Genomic DNA, 23,332 nt, shown 5'->3' on the forward strand with positions numbered 1-23,332 from the left:
TCCTGTGCATTACGCCGTTAAGATTTCGACTTAGGCATCTGTGAAACTAACGACAAGCTGACATCCATACCTTCAACCTGGAAATGCGGGATGGCGTACAGGCGCACGCGGAAGAAACCCGGGTTATCCTCAATGTCCTCCACCACGACACGCCCATCACGAAGCGGATGTGAAGCCTGCAAATCATCGCCAGGATCGGTCATTTCGGTAACCAGACTGCGTAACCAGTTGTTTAGTTCAAGCTCAAGCAGGCGGCGATCTTTGGTCGTACCAATGTTTTCTCGCTGCAAGATTTTCAGGTAATGAGCAATACGAGAAAGCAGGAAGATATACGGCAAACGTGAGTTAATTCGACTATTAGCTGTTGCTTCCGGGGTATCAAACTGCGCAGGTTTTTGAGCCGAGTTAGCAGAGAAGAAACAGGCGTAATCACGATTCTTATAATAAGAAAGCGGAATAAAACCGAGGTTGGCGAATTCAAATTCACGAGTTTCCGGGATCATCACTTCAGACGGGATTTTCACCTGATTACCCGTCCCCAGATCGTACAAATGGATAGGTAAATCTTTAACCGCGCCACCCGCCTGTGGTCCACGGATCTGGACGCACCAACCATTCTTGATAAAACTTTTCACCATATTCACAGCGAAAGAGAAAGATGCGCTGGTCCACAGATATTTTTCGTGATCCGGGCCCTTAACTTCCTCGACATAGTTAAAGCTGCGCACAGGAATGGTATCAGGGCCGTAGGGCAAACGCCCGAGTACACGCGGCATGGTTAATCCGATATAGCGTGAATCATCACTATCACGAAATGCTTTCCATTTGATGTATTCAGCACGTTCGAAATAATCATTGATATCTTTTATGGCTGCGACCTCTTCCATATTTTCTTTCAGGAAGAATTTCGGCCCAACTGAACCAATAAATGGCATATGGCAGGCTGCCGATACGCCAGAAATATTGCGCAGTAGCGCAATATCCTGCGGGCTGTTATCAAATTCGTACGCTGAAATCATTGCCGCAATAGGTTCGCCACCTGGTTGGTCATATTCTTCAATATAAACATGACGATATAATCCGCTCTGGATAAGTTCCGGCGCGTCATCAAAATCATCACGCAGCGCATCCTTACTGACATCCATCATTTCGACACGGACATTTCGGCGAAAATCAATGCCAGAGATCATTGAATGCAAACCACGCCAGAGCGATTCTTGTTTTTGAAATTCAGCATGATGCATAACTTCATTAACCTGATCGCTAATCTGCTTATCCAGACGAGCAATCTGCTCATCGAGTAGCGTTTTATCCAGGCGTTCTAAGGGTTGTGCGGCATCAGCCAGACATGAGACCAGAACCTGAATAGCAGCGGTCACACGCTCAGCCGGAGCAGCATCAGAAAGCGCTTCATCACTCTGCCACGCATCTACATTTTTTAATGACGCGACGGGGGAAAGATTAATTTTTTCAAAGAGGGACTGATAAACACTGCGTTCACTGGTCGTGGTGGTCGCGGCTGAAGAGGTATGTTCCTGAACAGACATCAACATATTCCTTTTATGTTCCTTTACTATTCCTGCCGATTTAGCGGAGGAAACCCTGTAGAGCGTTAAATCTCTTCTGGCATCATAGTTGCCAGCTCATTACGCAATTCCTGACTCAGGGCTGGATCCTTAAGGATTGTTTCCAGCTCGCGACGAAAAGCAGCGTTATCGAGTAAGTTAGATTTCAGGTCACGTAGTAAGTTACGCATAGCCAACAGAACACGTAATTGTGGGATATTTCGTGCGACCTGTTCAGGTTCAAAATCGCGGATATTCTTAAAGGTAAGGTTAATATCGTCCTTTCTGTCATCATCAGCTAACGTATTTTTAACACTTAAATTAACCACTGGTGAAAACTTGGCCAACACATCGTTAAAATTATTTTTATTAATATCTATCTTTTCACGCTCAGATAATGGTCGCTGCTCTCTGCCATTACTGAAATCACCGACAGTCAGTAGTTTTAAAGGCAATTCAACTTTCTTTTGAACGCCTCCGGTGTGCAAATCTAACTTAATATTAACGCGTGCCGTCGGCACTTCATTCTGAAAACTGTCACCCATACGTCCCTCTCAGACCGGCGACTCCTGCCGGTATTTTGCGTTTCCTAATGGAGCACGTTCCAATCGCTCAACATGTTTCTTACAACGTCATTTCTGCAGGCAGTTAACAATGGCTGTTGATGACAATTAACTATTATAATTATCACGCTAATGCAATCCGATATATTCCATAGGTAAAAACATGATCAATGTCATTAATTAATCGAATAACACATTATGTTTTTATATTTAAAATAACAATCAAGAAGATATTTATCTAATACAAACAAAAATATTTATTTAATGATTGATGCATTCATTTAACGAATGCATCAATCATTAAATAATCATTTACCATGAGAATATTTTCTGTCGTTTATATAAATATAGACACTCATTTAAATATAAGTACTATCAATCTAATCATAAATAAAAAAACCGGAGAGATACTCCGGTTTTTCATATCTCAGTCGTGAGCGAGCAGAAAGATTAGTCTTCCTTCACCACAATCAGTGGTTCAATATCGCTCTCTTTTTTAATCACCAGCGACTCGTCACCACGCAGGCAGGTACCGCCGTAGTTACCACCTACGGTAAAGGTACAAACCTGGATATATTTACCGGCAACTTTTGGCAGACACCAAAGCTGCTGATAAATGTTCTTCTGCTCGGCAAACTTACCGCTGGTTTTATCCAGTAGCTCTTCCTGATGACTCACCAGATCGATGTTGCTGCCACAACGTCCTGCAATAGGTTTCACCGCATAACCGGTTTGCGCCAGCTCTTCATTAACAGTGAAATCCGTATCTAGCAGATAACGGTGGTGCGGGAACAGTTGCCAGAGGATCGGCAGAATCGCTTTGTTGCCAGGGATAACCGTCCACAGAGGTTCGAAGACCAACACTTCCGGGCGCAGCAGCACGTCGATTAAACGCACTTCCTGATTCGTATGCCCGGTACGAATTGGCACCGCGGCGTACTCCGTTTCGCTAACCTCACGCACCTGCTCAATCGCGGTTTCCCACGCCCAGGTCTTCCAGACGCAGTTCACCAGACGGCCGTCCCCGTCAATCAATTGACCGGCGTCATCCCAGCGCAGTTCATCCAGACCTCGCAGAATTTTGCTGTCAAACCCGGCCTGACGCAGCGCCTGCTGCATAAACTGCGCGTGATAGTTTTCTTCGATATCCTTATCCTGCATGATGTGGACAAACGGACGTGCGCGGCTGTGCTTCCAGGCCCCCGCCAGTTCGTTGATCAACCCTTCAGCCGGGTTGTGTCCCTGCCCAGTGTAGCCACGCTCGGCCCATCTTTCGAGAATCAAACCGGCTTCGGTATGGCACGAGGCTGAATCGGCGTTGTACTCATACACCTTCAGTCCGCGTTCATCCATACAGAAATCCATACGACCCGTAATCATATGATGCCGACGACGCTGCCAGGAAAGGCGCAGGCGCGGCCAGAGGATTTTCGGGATATCAAACAGCGCCAGCAGGTTGTCGTCTTTCAGCACTTTATCAGTCGCGTGCAGATACATCAGGTGCAGCTCGTTGGTGGCTTTAATCAGCTCCTGCTCGGCACTCTCGGTAATGGTGAAATACTGATGGGGGTCCTGATTAATCACATGGCCGTTCGCCAGCACGTAGGCTTTTTGCAGCGGATCCTGTTCATCCAGCCATTTACCGTCAAATTGCCCGTTATCTTCCAGTCGTGCGCCGGCAATTTTCAGCGAGTCATTGGCTATCTCCGGCTGCGGCAGGCTGTCACGAGTATCATCGGTCTGGATCATCCAACCTAGAATGGTGGTGTCGTCAAAGGTGTCACGCAGGGTGTAACAACCGTTTTCAACCACCATCTCCAGTTCGCGCGTCCACTGCTGTCCGGGAGGCAGCGGGGTATGGAGCACGTTCTGTTCGGCAATACGGATTTTGTTTTCCAGCAACTGGGTGACGACCGCCACATGCCCGGTATCTTTAAATTCGCCGCCTTTTTGCCAGATAAGCAGAGCGCCTGCTACCGGCGCGCGGGGCGAACCATTCGGAAATGCCTGTAACGATAGGATGTTGTCATTAACGACTTCGCGCAGGAAGCGTAAGGAGAAGATCTCCCAGGCCATGCCAACATCGGTGAAGACCACGCCATAGTTAAGGAAGAGAAAGCGGCGTGCGAACTCTACGCACTGCCATTTGTGGCCCATGTATTCATCGTCGATATAGCTGCGAAATGCCGCATCATCGTCGTAGTCCCGTGGGTCTAGGGAGCTGTAATCTGAAGAGTAGATTGCTACGCCACCTGGGGCGTAGCCCAATAATGTCCCGAATGGGGCATCCTGACTGGTCGTTCCTTTGCTCATGCACCTTACCTCAAAACAATACAGCCTGAGCAGGTTGGCGTGAATTTTTCGCTCTGGTTGCCTGCTCTGCGACACTAACCGGACAGAGGTCGACATCATCATACACCTCAACGCAGCGGCTGGCGCTCAGAGGCGAAAAATTCACAGCAGGAACTACGCTTTGGTCAGGGTGACCGGTACGCTTTTATACGCCGGAGTCAAACTTTGTGTATCTACTGCATCCAGAGAAAGCAGGACATTCGCTTCAGGCAGATAAGCGCCAATTGAGCCAGCCGCCATGTTGTAAATCACCACCGTTAAGCCGTACATGATGCGATCCGCGCAGGGCTGACCGTTGTCGTCCAGCGCCTGAACGTTGACCACATCACCCTGGCTCAGACCGCGGCTCGTTGCTTCTTCGGCGCTTAAAAACACCACATCCCGACGACCGGTAATGCCACGATAGCGATCGTTCATACCATAAATCGTGGTGTTGTACTGATCGTGGCTACGCAACGTCGCCAGCACCAGCGCATCGGCAGGCTGATGTTCCCGCTCCACCGCCCGCTGATTACTGACGATAAAGTTGGCTTTGCCATTCGCCGTTTGCCATTCACGGCGCGAAGCAGGCGTATCCATACGAAATCCGCCCGGCTCGGCAATACGTGCGTTGTAATCGTGGAACGCCGGGATCACGGCTTCAATGGCGTCACGGATCAACGCGTAGTCCCCGGTAAATGCTTCCCAGTTGATCGGTGAACGCGGTAGCGTGGCACGCGCCATGCCCGCCACAATCGCGGGCTCCGATTTTAGCCAGCGTGAAGCCGGCTTCAGCGCGCCGCAGGAAGCGTGAACCATCGACATAGAATCTTCGACGGTCACCGACTGGATCCCCGTCGCCTGCATGTCGCGCTCCGTTCGGCCTAATGCAGGTAGCAGGTAGTTATGCTTTGCCAGCAGCAGATGAGATCTGTTCAGTTTGGTCGCCACATGGACCTGCAGATCCAGATTTTTCATCGCCGCAAAGGTACGCTGCGGCTGGGGCATCGCTACCGCCAGATTGCCGCCCATGCAGATGAGCGCTTTTGCATCTCCCCGCTCGATGGCCCGAATACTCTCCACGCTGGAGCGGCCATGTTTGCGAGGAACTCGGATAGAAAAATGCTTCTCAAGGCGTTGCAGGAAGTCTTCAGACGCCGCTTCGTTGATCCCCACAGAACGATCGCCCTGCACGTTAGAATGACCACGCAACGGGCAGATCCCCGCCCCCGGCTTACCCATATTGCCTTTCAGCAGCAACAGATTTACCAGTTGCTGGACGTTCTCAGTGCCGTTTTTATGCTGGGTGATACCCAGACCATAACAAACAATCGTGGCGCTGGATTTACTGTAGCTGTGCGCCAGGTCTTCCATCTGACTACGCGTCAGGCCCGAATCCTGTTCCAGCTCCGCCCAGCTATGCTGACGTAAGTCGTCATACAGCGCTGCATATCCCGCGGTATGTTGGTCGATAAACGCATGATCGAGCGTCGGCTGCTGATCCAGTAGGATCCGCGCTTCGTCCATTTCGATCAGCGCCTTCATTATGCCTTTGAGCAACGAGGCGTCACCGCCCATTTTTACCTGGTAGTAGTCGTTGCTCAGCTCCGTCGCCTGACCGGTGAACATCTCTTTCGCGCTTTGCGGGAAGCTAAAGCGCTCAAGCCCCCTTTCGTTCAGCGGGTTAATGGAGATAATTTTGGCTCCGCGTTTGGCAACGTCGCGCAAGGTGGTCAGCATGCGTGGATGGTTAGTACCAGGGTTATGCCCGATACAAATCACCAGATCGCAGTGGTCGAAATCATCAAGTTCAACGGTCCCTTTCCCAAGACCAATGGCCGGCGTTAGCCCTGCGCTGGTCGGTCCGTGGCACATGTTTGAGCAATCAGGAAAGTTGCTACTACCATATTCGCGGGCAAACAGCTGATACAGGAACGCCGCCTCATTTGACGTTCTGCCGGAGGTGTAAAACTCAACCTGTTGTGCTGAGTCATAGCTGTGCAGACGCTCGCCGATCTCCCGAAAGGCGATATCCCAATCCACCGCCTGCCAGGTGTCTGACACTGCATCGTATTTCATTGGATGCGTCAAACGACCAATGTTTTCCAGTTCATAATCGCTGTAGTGCCAGAGTGTGGAAACCGGGTGACGGCTGAAAAATTCCGGTGACGCTTTCTTACTGGTTGTCTCCCAGGAAACCGCCTTAACGCCATTTTCGCACAGCTCCATTGGCGCACGATGCCCGGGGTCCGGCCACGCACACCCCGGACAATCGAACCCTTTCACCTGGTTCATTTTGAACATCGCGATAATGTCGCGCGCGACAGCCTTTTGCGAAAACACCGAAGCAGTGACGGCTTTTACCGCACCCCACCCACCCGCAGGGCCCTGATAACCGCTTACTCCTGGAACACCATTTTTCATTATTACTGCTTATTCACCGCCAATTTTTGATGGTGAATACGGTAGCAATTTCCGTCCAACATTGATTTCCTCTTCATGGAGTACGGGCCAGGTACAATGAACGGGTTAGATTTATCTTCCCCTTTCAGCACAAAGCGACATAAAGTCCCAATCTGTTAAATTGAGTTCTACCTAACTGCTACACTGCATCAACACAACCACTCAGAAGGCAGGTCAATATGTCAGACAATACCTATCAGCCCGCGAAAGTCTGGACGTGGGAAAAGTCGAACGGCGGCGCATTCGCCAATATCAACCGCCCGATTTCCGGCGCCACCCACGAGAAGACGCTGCCGGTTGGCAAGCATCCGCTACAGCTCTATTCGCTGGGTACGCCAAATGGGCAGAAAGTGACAATTATGCTGGAGGAGTTACTGGCACAGGGCGTGAAGGGCGCGGAATACGATGCCTGGATTATCCGCATCGGCGATGGCGATCAGTTTTCCAGCGGTTTTGTTGAGGTGAATCCGAACTCGAAGATCCCGGCGCTGCGTGACCATTCGCAAAACCCACCGGTTCGCGTATTCGAATCTGGCGCAATTCTGCTCTATCTGGCGGAAAAATACGGTTATTTCCTGCCGCAGGATTTGGCAAAACGTACTGAAACGCTGAACTGGTTGTTCTGGTTACAGGGTGCGGCGCCGTTCCTCGGCGGTGGTTTTGGTCACTTCTATAACTATGCGCCGGTAAAAATTGAGTACGCGATCAACCGCTTCACCATGGAAGCCAAACGCTTACTCGACGTACTGGATAAGCAGTTAGCACAGCATCAGTTTGTGGCAGGAGATGAATACACCATTGCCGATATGGCGGTCTGGCCATGGTTTGGCAATGTGGTGCTGGGTAACGTGTACGACGCGGCAGAGTTCCTCGATGCAGGAAGTTACAAGCACGTGCAGCGCTGGGCAAAAGAGGTTGCCGCGCGTCCGGCTGTTAAGCGCGGTCGTATTGTAAACCGCACTAACGGGCCGCTGAACGAGCAGCTTCATGAACGTCATGACGCCAGCGATTTCGACACCAATACCGAAGATAAGCGCCAGGGCTAAAATGCCTGATGGCGACGCCGGGGCGTCTTATCAGGCCTACAAAGATGCCATGCCGTAGGCCGGATAAGGCGTTTGCGCCGCCATCCGGCATAAAATCACGCGCTGGTGACGTCGTACTCCATGCGGCGAAGTGCGTCTAACGTGGCTTTAGCTTCATCTTCATCAATGATGCTCATGGCGAACCCTACGTGCACCAGCACCCATTGCCCGACCAGCTCAGCGGTATCACCTTCACAAATCAGGGCAATATTGACATCACGTTTGATGCCGCACACTTCAACCTGCGCAAGCTGGTGAATATCTTCACCAACGGCCAGAACCTGACCAGGGACTCCAATACACATATCTGACTCCGCCCCATAGCAACCTATGGGTTATTCGACTTCAATACTTTTCACTTTCAGTGAATCGCCTGCATCAACCCGCAGACGATCGCCCTGACATAGTGGACACTGCGCATCATGCTGGGTGATTTCCACAACCTGACTGCAATCCCAGCACCATGCCTGGGCTGGTTTGTAATCAATATGCAGCTCACACCCTTGCGCCAGCGTGCCCTGACAGACGATGTCGAAACTGAAACGGACGGCGCTCTCTTCAACGCACGAGAGCGCTCCGATTTCCAGCCAAACGCCGGTTACACGTTTGACACCGTGCTGCTCTGCCTGCTGTTGAACAATCTCAACCGCGCTCTGACAAAGGGACAGCTCATGCATTTTCGCAGTTCCGACGGCCCAGCAGCAGCGCGCGGCGATTTAACTGCGGCGCATTCGGATCGCTCACCGGCAGCGATAACAACATTCGCGCGCAATCGTCAGTCAGACGCACACCCTCTTGCGCCGACATATTGTGCGAAAGCGGCGACATCAGTGAACAGGAAAGGTATTGCGATACGCCATCCAGTTCACCAACGGTAAAGGTCATCTCGCCATACGGCAGACGCAGCCCGATTTTTTCGCTGACTTTACGCACCGGCCAGATCTGGTCCGGTCCGGGGAAAATCAGTGCGCTGAGCATCCAGGGTGTGATAACACACCCCGTCCACTGTCCTTCAAAAAGAGTAAAATCAGAGACATATACCGGCATATTCGGATGCAAGAAAGAGAGATCGTGCATCGAACGCTGGGCAACCTCTTCAAACGCTGCCTGAATCTGCATCTTCGGGGCCGTCTGAAAACCGACAAACTCCTCAGACATGAGCCGCCTCCCGAGGGATCGCTTCAACACCTGATTCGCGAAGCGCGGCAAGAACCTGCTCAAGCGCAGGTTCAATCATCGCTTCAACCGTTGGCGTTAGCCCGATATGCGGTTCCAGTGATTCCGGAATCACACCGACTAAGGTCAGCTTTTTCGGAAACTCGCCGGTAAAACGCAGGGCCGACAATACGTCGGCCAGGCCAAGCTGGTGCGGTGAGATTTTGTTGGTAAACAGCGCCGGGATCTCTTCATTCCGCAGGACCATCATCGTTCCTGGCGTGTTTTTCTTCGACACGATGGCGTCAGCAATGATCAGATGATCCCTGTTCGCCATATCGCCGAGAAGCTCCATCCCAGCCGTACCACCGTCCAGAACATCAACAAAGTCTGGCAGGATGTACCGTTGCTCTAATGCCTCAACGATACGTACCCCGATGGCTTCGTCGGTCAGCAAAATATTGCCGACCCCTAAGACTAATATCCGCATTACAGAACCTTAACTGAGACCACTTCGTTCCCGTCAACGTCCACCACATGCACCGCACATGACATACAAGGGTCGAAGGAGTGAATGGTACGAACCACTTCCAGCGGTTTGTTTGGATCGGCAATCGGCGTACCTACCAGCGAGCGCTCATACGGTCCCACTTCATCATTAAAGTTACGTGGGCCAGAGTTCCAGGTTGACGGTACAACCGCCTGGTAGTTGCTGATAATGCCGTCTTTAATCACCATCCAGTGAGACAGCATACCGCGTGGCGCTTCGAGGAAACCAACACCTTTGAATTCGCCCGTTGCCGGAATATCCGGTTTCACGAAGGTGGTGTGGTCACCTTTACCGATGTTCACAATCAGCGCGTTGTACTGATCCTGCAGAACGTTCTGCAGTTCACAGCAGTGAACTGTACGGCCAATAATACGGCCCAGCGTAGAGTGCAACTGCGACACTTCGATAGTTTTACCAGTCAGCTTGGTGTAAATCGCGATGATTTCATTCAGCTTGGCATGAGTAGACTCGCGTTTGGCCGCCAGTTTACACAGCATGTTGGCCAGCGGACCCACTTCAACCGTTTTACCGTAGAAAGTCGGCGCTTTAACCCAGGAGTATTTGCCGTCGTCTGACCAACCGGTGTAATCAGGAACCGTTGTACCCTCCCACGGAGCCTGCGGCGCTTCGTCTTTGTACCACGCGTGTTTCGCACTCTCCTGAATCCCTTTGATCAGGTACTCATCGGAGTGAGAGGTGATCGGACGATAGGTCGAAAGATCGGCATCGGTGATGTAACCGCCTGGGAACAGGAAGCTGCCGTTTTTACCGTCTGTCGGGAATTCCGGCGCACTCAGGTAGTTAACCGCACCCTGACCACGTTCCAGCCACTCAGGATAGAACGCAGCAATAACCGCGGTATCAACCTTGTACACCTGCTCAACGAAGTCGCTCAGCTTATCGATGAAGGACTTGATGTACATCAGGCGTTCAAGGTTCAGCACACCGAGGCCGTCAAGGTTAATTGGGTTAGCAACCCCACCTACCGCCAGGTTCTGGATGTGCGGCGTTTTACCGCCTAACAGTGCCACAACGCGGTTGGCATCACGCTGGCATTCCAGCGCTTGCAGGTAGTGTGCGACCGCAATCAGGTTCACTTCCGGCGGCAGCTGCATTGCCGGGTGACCCCAGCAACCGTTAGCAAAAATGCCTAACTGACCGCTGGCAACAAGATCTTTGATCTTGTTCTGAACCTTGGTGAACTCTTCTGCGCTGTTCAGGTGCCAGGAGGACACGCCGTTCAGCATGGCAGACGCTTTCGCTGGGTCGGCTTTCAGTGCAGAAGTGATATCCACCCAGTCCAGCGCAGACAACTGATAGAAGTGAACAATGTGGTCATGCGTGGTGTGCGCGGCCAGAATGATGTTACGGATATACTGTGCGTTCACCGGAACATCAATATTCAGCGCACTTTCTGCTGCACGAACGGAAGAGATAGCGTGAGTGGTCGTACAAACGCCACAGATACGCTGCACAATCATCCAGGCATCGCGCGGATCGCGGTTTTTCACGATCTCTTCCATGCCACGCCACATGGTACCGGAAGCCCATGCTTTAGATACCACGCCATTTTCGATTTCGCAGTCGATGCGTAAATGACCCTCAATACGGGTTACCGGATCAATAGTAATTCTCTGGCTCATGCTTTGCTCGCCTCATGACGATTTTGATCGTTTTGTTTTAAAGGAGGAAGTATCGGCAGTAGACGAATGAGTACGATGTATGCACAAATCTCAATAGCCACAAAACCAATAGAAATCAACAGCTCTTCCCAGGTCGGGAAGTAGTGGTAGCCACCACCAGGATTGAACGCCACCAGCGAATAGGACAGACGCCATGTTGCACAACCCAGCAACGCGCTCAGCGCAGACAGATACAGCATGCGCGAGTCATTACGCAGCTTAGTGACGCGCAGCACCACCAGCGGGAAGACCATCAGCACGACTTCAAGCCAGAACATCAGGGAGTAAAGATCGCCTGAGAACGCATAGGACAGCTTGTCGCGATAGATCAGTTCGCCAAAGCGCAGGACGACGAAAATCGCCAGCAGCACGCTGATGGTATTCGTCAGCTTGATGAACAAACTTTTCTCGTCCGGACCGTTACCTTTCAGACCGGCTTGTACCAACGAGCCTTCAAAGATGACGATCGAGAAGCCCATAATAAAGGCGGTTAATACCGAGAAAAGCGGCAGCATTTCATAAGCTTGCCATAGCGGATGCACCTTATAACCCGCAGAAATCATCAATGAACCCATTGAAGACTGGTGCATGGTTGGCAGCAGCGCGCCGAGGGCAATAATAAAGAACATCACTTTATTCAAACGTTTGAGGGAAACTTTCCACCCCAGACGTTCAAACAGAGCCGGAGCAAATTCCAGCGCCATGATGCCGATATAGATGGTCATACAGACCGCCGTTTCGAACAGTACCGAGTTCACGTTGAAGTGGCCCGGAATGTAGAAATACGGCAGGTTCCAGTAACGACCGACGTCAATGGTGATCGACAGACCACCCAGCGAGTAGCCAAACAGGCTCGCCAGCAGCGCCGGACGAACCAATGGATGGTATTGTCCTCTGTTGAAAACGTACACCGCCCATGCCAGCGCCCAACCGCCGCACGCGAAGCCAGTACCAATCAACAGGTCAAACGCGATCCATACACCCCATGGGAAACCGCCGTTCAGATCGGAGACTGAGCCCAGTCCGAAGACCAGACGTTTCACGATCAGGAGCATACACAGGACGATAAGCGGCCCAAAAATAATGACCGGTTTGCTGATTATTTTTCCGCCCAGCGGTTTAGGATCATGACTCATGATCGTCTCCTCCATCGTGATGGTCGTTTTTCGTGTTACGACGAACCAGCACGGTTAAGCCCGCCAGCGCAGCCAGGGGTAATATCATGCCCTTGTACAGGGAATGTTGAACATGTTCGGAACGCGCACCAGTTGAAAGATCATCCAGCTTCGGCAGATCCAAATCCTCGTAAGGAACACCCGTCAGTACCATAACCTGCGTACCACCGCCTTCTTTCTCGCCGTACAGGTGCGGGTAGTACTTCGGTACCGTATGCAGATAGGTATCGCCTGCTTTCACCGTCTGACGCGGATAGTGGTATTCGCTACCAGGCTTCAGCGCGAGACGTTTTTTCGCCTCAGCCATCAGCTCTTCACGCGTACCAAAAATCACCGCACCGGCAGGGCACACTTCAACACAACCCGGTAAACCACCTTTGTCCAGACGCTCAACGCCTTTCTGGTTACACAGTTCACATTTGTGAAGCGCACCAAACGGGTTGTTGTAGTCGTACTTAGGCACGTTGTACGGGCAGGCGACCATGCAGTAACGACAGCCCGTGCAGACATCTTTGTCATAATGGACGATGCCGGTTTTCGGATCTTTCTTCAGCGCGGAGACCGGGCAAACGGAAACGCAGTTCGGATCAACACAGTGCATGCACTGTTTCTTGATGTATGCGTAGCCATTTTCTTCCTGGTCTTTGTTAACGCCTGTTCCGCTACGCCACACCTGAATGATGTTATTGGTATACGGCGACAGTTTGTCGTTGTTCGACCAGGTTTGCTCGCCTTCCGGGTTACGCGCCGGGAAGTTGATATCCTGACACTTGGTGACACAGGCCTGGCAGCCTACGCACAGCGTCGAGTCATAGAGCATCCCAAGAGAACCTGGGATCGGCGGACGGTTTTCTGCAGCCGCATGGCTGATGGACGGCGCTGCGCCCAACAGCAATGCCCCGCTGGAGGCTGCTTTTATAAAGTTACGTCTGTTCACGGTTATTCTCCCCGTGAGTCAGCGTTATCTTTCTTCTGCTGACGCCCCAGTTCACGAACCGCCATCACGCTGACACCGGCAACCAGTCCTACTACGCCACCCAGCAGTCCAATCGCTCCGGCAGAAACATTGCCGCCTTCTTTCATGTTGACGTCAGGTTTCTCGGAACGCGGCGTTTGGTTTTCCACATGAGCAAGCTGGTGAATACCTTTATGGAAGCCGACGCCTTCTTCGTTACAGCCGTAGCAAGGGTGACCGATAGCCACCGGCCACACGCCGCCCACATCGCAGAATTGTAGCGTTGAGCAGTTGCCGTAGGTTTCTGGTCCTTTACAGCCCAGATGGTAGAGGCACCAACCTTCACGGTGGCCTTCATCGCCAAACTCTTTAGCAAAGCGACCAGCATCGAAGTGCGGGCGACGTTCGCAGTGTTCGTGAATCAAACGGCCATAGGCGAATGTCGGACGGTTTTTGGTATCCAGCTTCGGCGGCTTACCATAAGTGATGATATGCGCGACCGTTGCGAGGAAGTTATGCGGGTTCGGCGGACAGCCGGGGATGTTGATGATGGTTTTACCTGGCAGAACTTCTTGCAGGCCGACGGCACCCGTTGGGTTAACGCCAGCGGCAGCAACACCACCCCACGCGGCGCAAGAGCCGATGGCAATGATAGCGGCTGCGCCTTCTGCGGCCCGGCGGATGTGATCCACGATCGGCTCACCGGCAACCATGCAGTAAATACCATTATCTTTCAGTGGGATAGAACCATCCACTACCAGAACATATTGCCCTTTGTACTTCTCCAGAGCGTTATGTTTGTTCTCTTCAACCTGATGGCCGAAGGCGGCAGAGAGCACCTCATGGTATTCCAGAGAGATTGTCTCCAGAACGAGGTTTTCCACTGTAGGGTGTGTCGCGCGAAGCAGCGATTCAGTACAACCCGTACACTCCTGAGCACCAATCCAGATAACCGGTGGGCGCTGAGGACGAGAAACTGATTCGGCCATTTCTGCGGCGGCTTTGCTACTGAGCCCCATGGTAGCGGCCAGTGCTGCACAAAGCTTCATGAAATCACGGCGATTAATGCCGCTCGAATTGATGAGAGAGTTATCTCCAGTCATTTTATAGTTATTCCGTTGCGAAGACCTGGCTTTTTATTTTGCACCATTCGCATGTTGCATATTGCGATCGGCGCGCCATTACCACACTTTTTATATGGTTATGTGCATTATAATACTTCGGCGGAGCAACAAAACGAAGGTGTAGGTCAATAGTGTAATTAATTAAAGCAAGATAATACCCCTTTCGGATCAAGCTTCGAGTCGATAGCCGGCCATGAAAAAGCGAATTGTTGTACTGGACTGGTTCTCTTTAAAGAAATCCATCACCATCTCTTTATCCAGCCCATAGCGGCGCGTCAGGATCCCCGCTTCCCACGCGCTGAGCTGTCGATCGCCCGTTTTTTCAAACATTCGATGTGAAAATCCCAGCACAAAACCACGCTTATAATCCGCACAAAAATTCGCCACCGAGCGTGCACTATCCGCACTTGAGGCGTTTAATCCGGCCATCAGACCTTTACCAAAATGGTTGTCCATGCATAACCTCCAATCGCTATATAATAAATTATATAGCGATTTTTTAAGCAAAGACCAGAGGTATCACGAACTTTTTATAACGGCTTAAAAGGACACCCATTCATCCGTTTTAGCTGCCGCAGACGTTTTGCTGTCTGCTGAAGGGGAAGCGGTATTGGCCGCGGCGTACTGCACATCATTCGCTGAGAGGCGGAACTGTTGCACCGAGCGTTGCAGCTCCTCTGTTTGTCGTTCCAACGCTACTGCCGCGGCGGAAACTTGTTCTACCAGCGCAGCATTCTGTTGCGTTACGCTGTCCATCTGCGTGATCGCCACGCTCACCTGCGAGATGCCCTTATTCTGTTCTTCCGAGGCTGAGGCAATTTGCTTCATGATGACAGTCACTTCGGTGGCACCGCGCAGAATCGCCTCCATGGTTAATCCCGTTTCTTTAACCAAACGAGCACCCTGATCGACACGACGAGATGACTCGCCAATCAGCGTCTCAATCTCTTTCGCCGCCCCGGCGCTGCGACTGGCAAGGTTGCGTACTTCACCGGCAACGACGGCAAAACCGCGCCCCTGCTCGCCTGCCCTGGCTGCTTCAACCGCCGCGTTCAGCGCCAGAATGTTGGTCTGGAAAGCAATACTATTAATAACTGACGTGATTTCAGCGATCTGTTTAGAACTGGCGGCAATGCCGTCCATCGTCTCAACCACTTCCGAAACCAGCGTGCTCCCTTTGCCTGCCGTTTCTGTGGCCGTATCGGCAAGCTGGCTGGCTTCACGCGCATTTTCTGCGTTCAGTTTTACCGTTGCGGTCAGCTGCTCCATGCTGGCAGCGGTCTCTTCCAGTGCCGCAGCCTGTTCTTCAGTACGTGAGGAGAGATCGTTATTCCCGGTCGAAATTTCCGTCGCCCCTCGCCAGATATTGTCACTACCTGAACGGATGGTACTGACGGCTTCACGCAGGCTATCCTGCATCGCGCACAATAACGGCACCAGTTGACCCACACAGTTACGACCAAAATCTTCGATGGGATGGCTGAGATCGCCCTGCGCAATCTGCTGGAACTGTTGGCGAATACGTCCCAGCGGTTTCACCATCATGGAAACAAGGTAGCGGTCGGTAAAGAAAAGGAGGGCAATCCCAAGGATAACGGCGGTGATAATTAGCGTCCGGATGATAGAGGTTTTGCCATCGACCATCACGCGGGTGGTATCGAGTCGCTCGCCAGCCGTGGCGTTAAAACGCTCGGCACTGGCGCCAAATTCACGGCTCAACGCGGGTGTAATAGTGCTGGCATGCTCCGCAAAGGCCGTAAGCGTACCCTGCTGCGCCAGCTGCATTTGCGGGATCACGCCGTTGTCCAGCAGCGCCTGCCACTTCGTCAGTACTGCGTTAGCGACGTCAGGGTCCATAGGGCCCGGAGATAATGTTTTCATCTCCTGGAGTTTTTTGCTCATATTCTCAAGGGACTGTTGCGCCGGCGCAAAATCAGGCGTTCCGCCGCTCATTTTGACATCCATGGCGCGACTTAAGCGCGTTACGAAGCGAAAGTACTGATCGTTGCCCTGACTGAGAACCGTCATCTGATGGACAAGATGACGGTCAATATCATTGCCTTCAGATATTTTTGATAACGAATGAAGACTGAATAAACCCACGCCTGACCAGAGCAGGCAAAAAAGTCCCAGTATTGCCAACATGACAATACGAATAGTGAAGTTTTTCAGCAAACGCATAATAATTTCCTTGCCGTTGATGAGGAATTCGCCATCAGGCGATACTTATCCTTGTTATCGGCAGGCAACAGAGAAGATATAATGCGTTCTTTATTTTTTTACTTTCTTAAGTACATCCACTCCCTCTCCACACTATATCAATATGAATGCTAATGAAATTAGGTAGCATTATTATTCAGGTGATTAATTAAGAGCATTAAATAATCTATTGTTTTCTATCGTAAATATTTGTTAAACCACGTAAGAGTTCGCTCCCAGGCTAAATCAGCAGCTGCTTTATCATAACGCGGTGTCGAATCATTATGAAAACCATGATTAACGCCGGGATAGATATAGGCTTCATAGACTTTCTTATTCGCCTTCAGTGCCGTTTCATAGGCAGGCCATCCCTCATTAATTCGGGTATCTAATTGCGCATAGTGCAGTAATAAAGGCGCGTTTATTTTAGGGACATCTGACGCAGGAACCTGACGCCCATAAAAAGGCACCGCGCAGGCCAGTTCCGGGAATGCCACTGCGGCGGCATTCGATACGCCACCACCGTAGCAAAATCCGGTGATACCTACCTTTCCCGTGGTCCCCGAATAATGTTGCATAAATTCAATGGCGGCAAAAAAGTCGTTCATTAACTTTACGGGGTCAACCTGCTGCTGCAATTCCCGACCTTTATCATCATTGCCTGGATATCCCCCTACCGAACTTAATCCATCAGGCGCGAGTGCCATAAAGCCCGCCTTCGCCACCCGTCGCGCCACATCTTCAATATACGGATTCAGCCCACGATTTTCATGTACTACCACCACCGCCGGAACATTCCCCGTCACCTTCGCAGGTTTAACTAAATACCCCCGCACATCACCATGCCCTTCAGGCGAAGGATAGGTAATATATTCCGCCAGAATATCGGGATCGGTAAATTCTACCTGCGTTGCGAGGGCATAGTTGGGTTTCAATAAATTGAATAAGGCCAACGCCGTCATGCCACCCACTGCATATTTCGCTGCCAGATTGAGAAACTCGCGTTTCGTTATTTTGCCATGCGCGTAATAGTCATAGTAGTCGAGCAGTTCTTGCGGAAAATCTTTGGCAGTCAAACGCGGCATCGTCGCACTCCTGATTGATGTTTTTTTAAGCAAAGCACAGTGACCTGTTTTTGCCCAGTTTTTCATCTCAGTGTGACCTGGTGAACGGGATATTCACCGTGAACCCGCTAGAATAGAAACGTTGTTTCGAAATTCACCTGCACTTAGGAGATCTCATGGCCTGGTTTGCCAATCCTGAACGTTACGAGCAGATGCTCTATCGCTACTGTGGGCGCAGCGGTTTGCGTTTACCCGCGCTATCGCTGGGTTTATGGCACAGTTTTGGGCACGTTCAGGCGCTGGATTCACAGCGAGCCCTGTTGCGTAAAGCATTTGATTTAGGCATCACGCATTTTGATTTAGCCAATAACTATGGGCCGCCACCAGGCAGCGCAGAAGAGAATTTTGGCCGATTGCTGCGCGAGGATTTTGCACACTATCGCGATGAACTGATTATCTCCACCAAGGCAGGCTATGACATGTGGCCTGGGCCATATGGTTCTGGCGGTTCGCGCAAATACCTGCTCGCCAGCCTCGACCAGAGTCTGAAACGCATGGGTCTCGACTATGTCGATATCTTCTACTCTCACCGCGTTGACGAAAATACGCCAATGGAAGAGACCGCCTCGGCGCTGGCCCACGCCGTGCAAAGCGGTAAAGCGCTGTATGTCGGCATCTCATCCTATTCCCCGGAACGTACGCAGAAAATGGCCGAGTTGATGCGGGAATGGAAAATTCCATTGCTGATCCATCAGCCGTCTTACAACCTGCTTAACCGCTGGGTAGACAGCAGCGGCCTGCTGGATACGCTGGAATCCAACGGTATGGGCTGCATCGCATTTACGCCGCTGGCTCAGGGACTGCTGACGGGGAAATACCTTAACGGTATTCCGGAAGGTTCACGCATGCAGCGTGAAGGGAAAAAAGTTCGTGGGTTAACGGAAAACATGCTGACGGAAGAAAACCTTACCAGCCTGCGTTTGCTTAATGAGATGGCGCAACAGCGTGGACAGTCGATGGCACAAATGGCCTTAAGCTGGCTGCTAAAAGACAACAGGGTAACGTCGGTATTGATTGGCGCCAGTCGACCGGAGCAACTGGAAGAGAACGTTCAGGCGCTGGCGAATCTGACGTTCAGCGCCGAAGAACTGGCGCAGATCGATAAGCACGTCACGGACGGTAAGCTGAACCTGTGGCAGGCCTCATCTGACAAATAACCGTAGGTAATCCCGTGCCGGGTAGCAACGTTGTTCTTCCCGGCACGTAATACGGGCCAGCCAGCTCCTCACACCTCTTCTGCTTTGATTTCTGGGCGCTGATATTCCGGCCACACCAGCGCAACAAGTGCAGGATAGGCTTCCAGGCTGAACTCCCTGAAGCACTGACGTAAGTTAAGCACGTCCAGATCGGCATGCGGGACTTTCTCGCCACTCAGGCAGCGTTTTTTAATATTGTCGTAATATTTATACACCGCAGAGTTGAGATCGCTGCAACGCCGCTGTGCATCAAATAGCCCTGGCGTCTCATTCAGCTCCACCATTGTCATCCGTTTGATCGTCGAGTGGATAAAATCGATATATTCGTGATTGACACGCCAATACCAAACCGGAGTAATCGAATTCATCAGTACCGAGAAATGATCTTCACCCTCTTCTTTACTCAGTATTTCCGGCTGGTTTTCAGCGTATCCATTTTCTGCATTACGGTTTTTATTTGCACTGTGCATCAACAAAAGTACCCCGCAAGTCAGCAATAGCAGGGTAATAACAGAATAAAATATACTGTTCATATACTGGCTCCATTTTTTTTGATTTTAAAATTACGCCATGCTATTGTCAACGCGGCATGGTTTATTTAAAACAACATATCATTGGCATCAAAGGATATTTCAACATGCTTCCCGAGCATCTTGTTCCCTCGCGTTTTCACTTATCCAGCTCACCTGACAATACCACCTCTACAGATAATAGTGAAAATTTGACTCAGGGGAAGATAACATTAAGCGATTACGAATCCGATATTTTGATTAGCTCAACCGCTACCGGTCAGTCACGGAATATGCTATTTGAAGAGTGCGACCGCCATTTAAAAGAGCGTCTATTTCGTGCAGCAAAAATTGAGTCATTCTCTCGCCTGCTCAATTCACTACAGGCAGAAGGCGACATTAATGCTCAAGAATTAAGTAAAATTTTGACTCAAAAAACAGCCATCATAAATGAACAGGGCAACAAAATTTGGCTTAATTTAATTACCCGTGAAACCAGCGACCCTATTTTTTATTCTCTGGAAGAGAAATAAAATGAAAGATGTTGAGGATAATAATGTTTATTTGGCTTTAGATAACCATAAAAGCGATGAGTTTGTCTTAAAGCAAAATTTAGCCGTGTTGATTGCTAATAAAAACACGACACTGGAAAGCGTTGCTCAGGAGATAGTCTCTATTCCCGCTGCACTGGTGCGGATGAAATGGCAAAATCGCCGTGAAATTTACTCGCTACAGGCTAAAGAAGAGATCTACGGTGCCGCGATCGAAGCCATTATGGAGCAGCAACCAGAACTGCGGGACAAAATCATGGCCCGACTGGAAAGCACCTACCAGCATATACTCGCGCGGGAAACGGCCACCTTACGCCTGACGCGAAAGCTGTCTGAAGGGAACTACGAACCCACCAGAATAACCACGGTCGCGTTAGATGAGAACAGATAAGAACAAGTGTGCGAGGGAGTTGAATCAGGAGAGGCACGCCGGGTAAGGCGGCAACCATTACCCGGCAATGATGAGGATTACTTCGCTTTCACAGTCTCTTCGCCAACCAGACCAATCTTCAGGAAGCCCGCCTGATGCAGCGTATCCATCACCTTCATCATGGTTTCATAATCAACGGTTTTATCTGCCCGGAAGAAAATCGTGGTGTCTTTCTTCCCTTCAGTTAGCGCATTTAGCTCGTTAATCATGGTTTCATCCGTCACCTGATTGTTGCCAATAAACATACTCTTATCGGCTTTAACTGACAGGTAAACCGGTTTTTCCGGACGCGGCTGCGGCGTGCTGGTGGAGGCAGGGAGATTCACCTTCACATCTACGGTTGCCAACGGCGCGGCAACCATAAAGATGATCAATAAAACCAACATAACGTCGATAAACGGCGTCACGTTGATTTCATGCATTTCACCGTTATCGTCCAGGTTTTCATTAAAGCTCATTGCCATGGAACATTATCCTACACGTAATTTCTGCGCTGCACGTACCGGATGCGCGGATGCGCTCGCGTTCAGGTCCAGATCGCGGCTTTGCAACAACAGCACCTGTGCCGCGACGTCGCCCAGCATCGCTTTATAGCTGCCAATCTGACGTGCGAAAATATTGTAGATAACAACCGCTGGAATTGCTGCGACCAGACCGATTGCGGTCGCTAACAGCGCTTCTGCGATACCCGGCGCAACAACGGCCAGGTTGGTCGTTTGGGTTTGTGCAATCCCGATGAAGCTATTCATGATGCCCCATACGGTACCGAACAGACCGACGAAAGGAGAGATAGCCCCGATGGTGGCCAGGTATCCGTTACCGCGGCCCATATGGCGACCTACCGCAGCCACACGACGCTCCAGACGGAAGCCGGTACGCTCTTTAATGCCTTCGTTATCTTCGCTGCCTTCTGACAGTTCCAGCTCGTTCTGCGCTTCGTTAATCAACTGTGCGCCCAGGCTTTTGCCATCGAATCCTGCGGCAATCTCACTTGCCTGATCTAAAGAGCGGGCTTCCGCCAGCAGTTGCTGTTCACGCTTAAGGCGGCGTTTCTGAGTAAAGAACTCAAGGCTCTTACTAAAGAAGATAGCCCAGGTGACCACTGACGCCAAAATCAGCCCAATCATCACGCACTTAACCACGATATCGGCGTGCTGATACATACCCCAGACGGAAAGATCCGTCTGCATCAAATTATTACCCACTCTGTATCTCCAGGACGCAAATCACAAAATCTGAGCGTAATCATATCAAAACGACGTCGAATTGATAGTCGTTCTCATTACTATTTACATATTGCCGCACCTTTGGTTTCTTTTCCTTGCGCTCACGCAGTAAAAAAGTCACCAGAAGCATTTTGAGATTATTTTCTACTGTATGGCCGTTCTGCAGGATGCGTCATCTTTGATTCATGGTAGTTTAGACATCCAGACGTATAAAAACAGGTAAGACAACATGGCAGATAAGCAACTTGAAACCAAACTCGTTCACGCAGGACGCAGTAAAAAGTACACGCTGGGCTCGGTAAATAGCGTTATCCAGCGCGCTTCTTCGCTGGTTTTTGACACCGTAGAGGCCAAAAAACAGGCCACGCACAACCGGGCGAACGGCGCGCTTTTCTATGGACGTCGCGGAACCCTGACGCATTTCTCTCTTCAGGAAGCGATGTGCGAACTGGAAGGTGGCGCGGGTTGCGCGCTGTTCCCCTGCGGTGCGGCGGCCGTTGCCAACACCATCCTTGCCTTTGTGGAGCAAGGGGATCATGTGCTGATGACCAATACCGCCTATGAACCCAGTCAGGATTTCTGTACCAAAATTCTCGGCAAGCTCGGCGTGTCCACCGGCTGGTTCGATCCGCTGGTTGGCGCCGATATCGTTAAGCACATACAGCCGAACACGAAAGTCGTATTTCTGGAATCTCCCGGCTCTGTCACTATGGAAGTGCATGATGTTCCCGCTATTGTTGCCGCCGTCAGAAGCGTCGCGCCGGATGCAATCATCATGATTGATAACACCTGGGCTGCCGGGGTGCTGTTCAAAGCACTGGATTTTGGCATCGATATTTCTATTCAGGCAGGCACCAAATATCTGATTGGTCATTCTGACGGCATGGTCGGCACGGCGGTATCTAATGCCCGCTGCTGGGATCAACTGCGCGAAAATGCCTATCTGATGGGGCAAATGCTGGACGCCGATACCGCCTATATGACTAGCCGTGGACTGCGTACGCTGAGCGTTCGCCTGCGTCAGCACCATGAAAGCAGCTTAAAGGTCGCCGAGTGGCTGGCCAGCCATCCGCAGGTCGCCCGCGTGAACCACCCGGCACTGCCCGGCAGTAAAGGCCATGAATTCTGGAAGCGTGATTTTACCGGCAGCAGCGGCCTATTCTCCTTTATATTGAATAAGAAGCTCAATAATGAGGAGCTTGCTGCGTATCTGGATCACTTCAGCCTGTTCAGCATGGCCTACTCCTGGGGCGGTTTTGAGTCGCTGATTCTCGCCAACCAGCCGGAACACATTGCGGCAATCCGTCCGCAAGGCGAGGTGGATTTCAGCGGAACGCTCATCCGTTTACATATCGGTTTAGAGAATGTTGACGATCTGATTGCCGATTTGGCCGCAGGATTTGCCCGAATCGAGTAAAATTGCCACAGATGGACATATATGCAGACACT

23 protein-coding genes are annotated in these 23,332 nt (G+C 51.0%); 5 read left to right on the plus strand and 18 right to left on the minus strand.

Annotated elements, in window-relative coordinates; translation table 11 throughout:
* Positions 1-17: 17 nt before the first annotated feature.
* The 4 genes from tssC to OGY72_RS14285 all read right to left on the minus strand — a co-directional run bounded on the left by tssC (position 18) and on the right by OGY72_RS14285 (position 6,883).
* On the minus strand, positions 18-1,547 hold the full coding sequence (gene tssC / locus OGY72_RS14270; protein WP_191219681.1) for a type VI secretion system contractile sheath large subunit: 1,530 nt from the start codon (positions 1,545-1,547) through the stop codon (positions 18-20).
* A gap of 65 nt (positions 1,548-1,612) precedes the next feature.
* Complete coding sequence (gene tssB, locus OGY72_RS14275; RefSeq protein ID WP_048225523.1) at positions 1,613-2,110, minus strand: type VI secretion system contractile sheath small subunit; 498 nt, start codon at positions 2,108-2,110, stop codon at positions 1,613-1,615.
* A gap of 468 nt (positions 2,111-2,578) precedes the next feature.
* On the minus strand, positions 2,579-4,441 hold the full coding sequence (gene gss, locus OGY72_RS14280) for a bifunctional glutathionylspermidine amidase/synthase (RefSeq protein WP_286548040.1): 1,863 nt from the start codon (positions 4,439-4,441) through the stop codon (positions 2,579-2,581).
* Between the two features lie 153 nt (positions 4,442-4,594).
* Positions 4,595-6,883, minus strand: coding sequence for an FdhF/YdeP family oxidoreductase (locus OGY72_RS14285; protein ID WP_286548042.1), 2,289 nt, complete (start codon positions 6,881-6,883; stop codon positions 4,595-4,597).
* A gap of 218 nt (positions 6,884-7,101) precedes the next feature.
* Here OGY72_RS14285 and yghU point away from each other — a divergent pair, with 218 nt between their 5' ends.
* Entirely contained in the window at positions 7,102-7,968 is an 867-nt protein-coding gene (gene yghU, locus OGY72_RS14290) for a glutathione-dependent disulfide-bond oxidoreductase (protein WP_048225529.1), read from the plus strand.
* 95 nt (positions 7,969-8,063) lie between these two features.
* On the opposite strand, the gene hybG is transcribed toward yghU, so the two are convergent.
* The 11 genes from hybG to yghX all read right to left on the minus strand — a co-directional run bounded on the left by hybG (position 8,064) and on the right by yghX (position 17,932).
* On the minus strand, positions 8,064-8,312 hold the full coding sequence (gene hybG, locus OGY72_RS14295; protein WP_003024459.1) for a hydrogenase maturation factor HybG: 249 nt from the start codon (positions 8,310-8,312) through the stop codon (positions 8,064-8,066).
* 30 nt (positions 8,313-8,342) lie between these two features.
* The gene (gene hypA, locus OGY72_RS14300) at positions 8,343-8,684 is read right to left on the minus strand and encodes a hydrogenase maturation nickel metallochaperone HypA (RefSeq protein WP_003828349.1); all 342 of its coding nucleotides are present in this window, start codon (positions 8,682-8,684) and stop codon (positions 8,343-8,345) included.
* A complete protein-coding gene (gene hybE / locus OGY72_RS14305) occupies positions 8,677-9,165 on the minus strand; it encodes a hydrogenase-2 assembly chaperone (RefSeq protein WP_286548046.1) in 489 nt (162 codons plus the stop codon). Before hybE ends, hypA begins: the two co-directional genes overlap by 8 nt.
* A complete protein-coding gene (locus OGY72_RS14310) occupies positions 9,158-9,652 on the minus strand; it encodes a HyaD/HybD family hydrogenase maturation endopeptidase (RefSeq protein WP_286548048.1) in 495 nt (164 codons plus the stop codon). Before OGY72_RS14310 ends, hybE begins: the two co-directional genes overlap by 8 nt.
* On the minus strand, positions 9,652-11,355 hold the full coding sequence (gene hybC / locus OGY72_RS14315) for a hydrogenase 2 large subunit (protein WP_003828353.1): 1,704 nt from the start codon (positions 11,353-11,355) through the stop codon (positions 9,652-9,654). Before hybC ends, OGY72_RS14310 begins: the two co-directional genes overlap by 1 nt.
* A complete protein-coding gene (gene hybB / locus OGY72_RS14320) occupies positions 11,352-12,530 on the minus strand; it encodes a Ni/Fe-hydrogenase cytochrome b subunit (protein WP_003828354.1) in 1,179 nt (392 codons plus the stop codon). Before hybB ends, hybC begins: the two co-directional genes overlap by 4 nt.
* The gene (hybA, locus tag OGY72_RS14325) at positions 12,520-13,506 is read right to left on the minus strand and encodes a hydrogenase 2 operon protein HybA (RefSeq protein WP_003828357.1); all 987 of its coding nucleotides are present in this window, start codon (positions 13,504-13,506) and stop codon (positions 12,520-12,522) included. The genes hybB and hybA overlap by 11 nt, the downstream gene beginning before the upstream one ends.
* 2 nt (positions 13,507-13,508) lie before the next feature.
* Entirely contained in the window at positions 13,509-14,627 is a 1,119-nt protein-coding gene (hybO, locus tag OGY72_RS14330) for a hydrogenase 2 small subunit (protein WP_003024486.1), read from the minus strand.
* 189 nt (positions 14,628-14,816) lie between these two features.
* Positions 14,817-15,104 (minus strand): DUF2623 family protein, encoded by a 288-nt coding sequence (locus tag OGY72_RS14335; RefSeq protein ID WP_003024490.1) that lies wholly within the window; start codon positions 15,102-15,104, stop codon positions 14,817-14,819.
* Between the two features lie 84 nt (positions 15,105-15,188).
* Positions 15,189-16,829 (minus strand): methyl-accepting chemotaxis protein, encoded by a 1,641-nt coding sequence (locus OGY72_RS14340; RefSeq protein ID WP_191236010.1) that lies wholly within the window; start codon positions 16,827-16,829, stop codon positions 15,189-15,191.
* 215 nt (positions 16,830-17,044) lie between these two features.
* On the minus strand, positions 17,045-17,932 hold the full coding sequence (gene yghX / locus OGY72_RS14345; protein ID WP_286548225.1) for a YghX family hydrolase: 888 nt from the start codon (positions 17,930-17,932) through the stop codon (positions 17,045-17,047).
* A gap of 155 nt (positions 17,933-18,087) precedes the next feature.
* Between yghX and OGY72_RS14350 the strand changes: the two genes are divergently transcribed.
* A complete protein-coding gene (locus OGY72_RS14350) occupies positions 18,088-19,128 on the plus strand; it encodes an aldo/keto reductase (RefSeq protein WP_003828364.1) in 1,041 nt (346 codons plus the stop codon).
* Positions 19,129-19,196: 68 nt separating this feature from the next.
* Here OGY72_RS14350 and OGY72_RS14355 read toward each other — a convergent pair whose 3' ends face one another.
* On the minus strand, positions 19,197-19,700 hold the full coding sequence (locus tag OGY72_RS14355) for an ESA_00282 family adhesion-associated protein (RefSeq protein WP_003828365.1): 504 nt from the start codon (positions 19,698-19,700) through the stop codon (positions 19,197-19,199).
* 104 nt (positions 19,701-19,804) lie between these two features.
* Between OGY72_RS14355 and OGY72_RS14360 the strand changes: the two genes are divergently transcribed.
* Positions 19,805-20,209, plus strand: a complete 405-nt coding sequence (locus OGY72_RS14360; RefSeq protein ID WP_003828367.1) for a hypothetical protein — start codon at positions 19,805-19,807, stop codon at positions 20,207-20,209.
* Position 20,210: 1 nt separating this feature from the next.
* Entirely contained in the window at positions 20,211-20,618 is a 408-nt protein-coding gene (locus OGY72_RS14365) for a cytoplasmic protein (protein ID WP_148361476.1), read from the plus strand.
* A gap of 77 nt (positions 20,619-20,695) precedes the next feature.
* Here the strand turns inward: OGY72_RS14365 and exbD are convergent, their stop codons facing one another.
* Positions 20,696-21,121, minus strand: coding sequence for a TonB system transport protein ExbD (exbD, locus tag OGY72_RS14370; protein WP_003828370.1), 426 nt, complete (start codon positions 21,119-21,121; stop codon positions 20,696-20,698).
* A gap of 6 nt (positions 21,122-21,127) precedes the next feature.
* Positions 21,128-21,862: a tol-pal system-associated acyl-CoA thioesterase gene (exbB, locus tag OGY72_RS14375; RefSeq protein ID WP_003828371.1), complete on the minus strand. Its 735-nt coding sequence runs from the start codon at positions 21,860-21,862 to the stop codon at positions 21,128-21,130.
* 250 nt (positions 21,863-22,112) lie between these two features.
* Between exbB and metC the strand changes: the two genes are divergently transcribed.
* Positions 22,113-23,300, plus strand: coding sequence for a cystathionine beta-lyase (gene metC, locus OGY72_RS14380; protein WP_003828372.1), 1,188 nt, complete (start codon positions 22,113-22,115; stop codon positions 23,298-23,300).
* Positions 23,301-23,332 lie beyond the last annotated feature (32 nt).

This window comes from Citrobacter sp. Cpo221, assembly GCF_030332345.1.
GTDB lineage: Bacteria > Pseudomonadota > Gammaproteobacteria > Enterobacterales > Enterobacteriaceae > Citrobacter > Citrobacter portucalensis.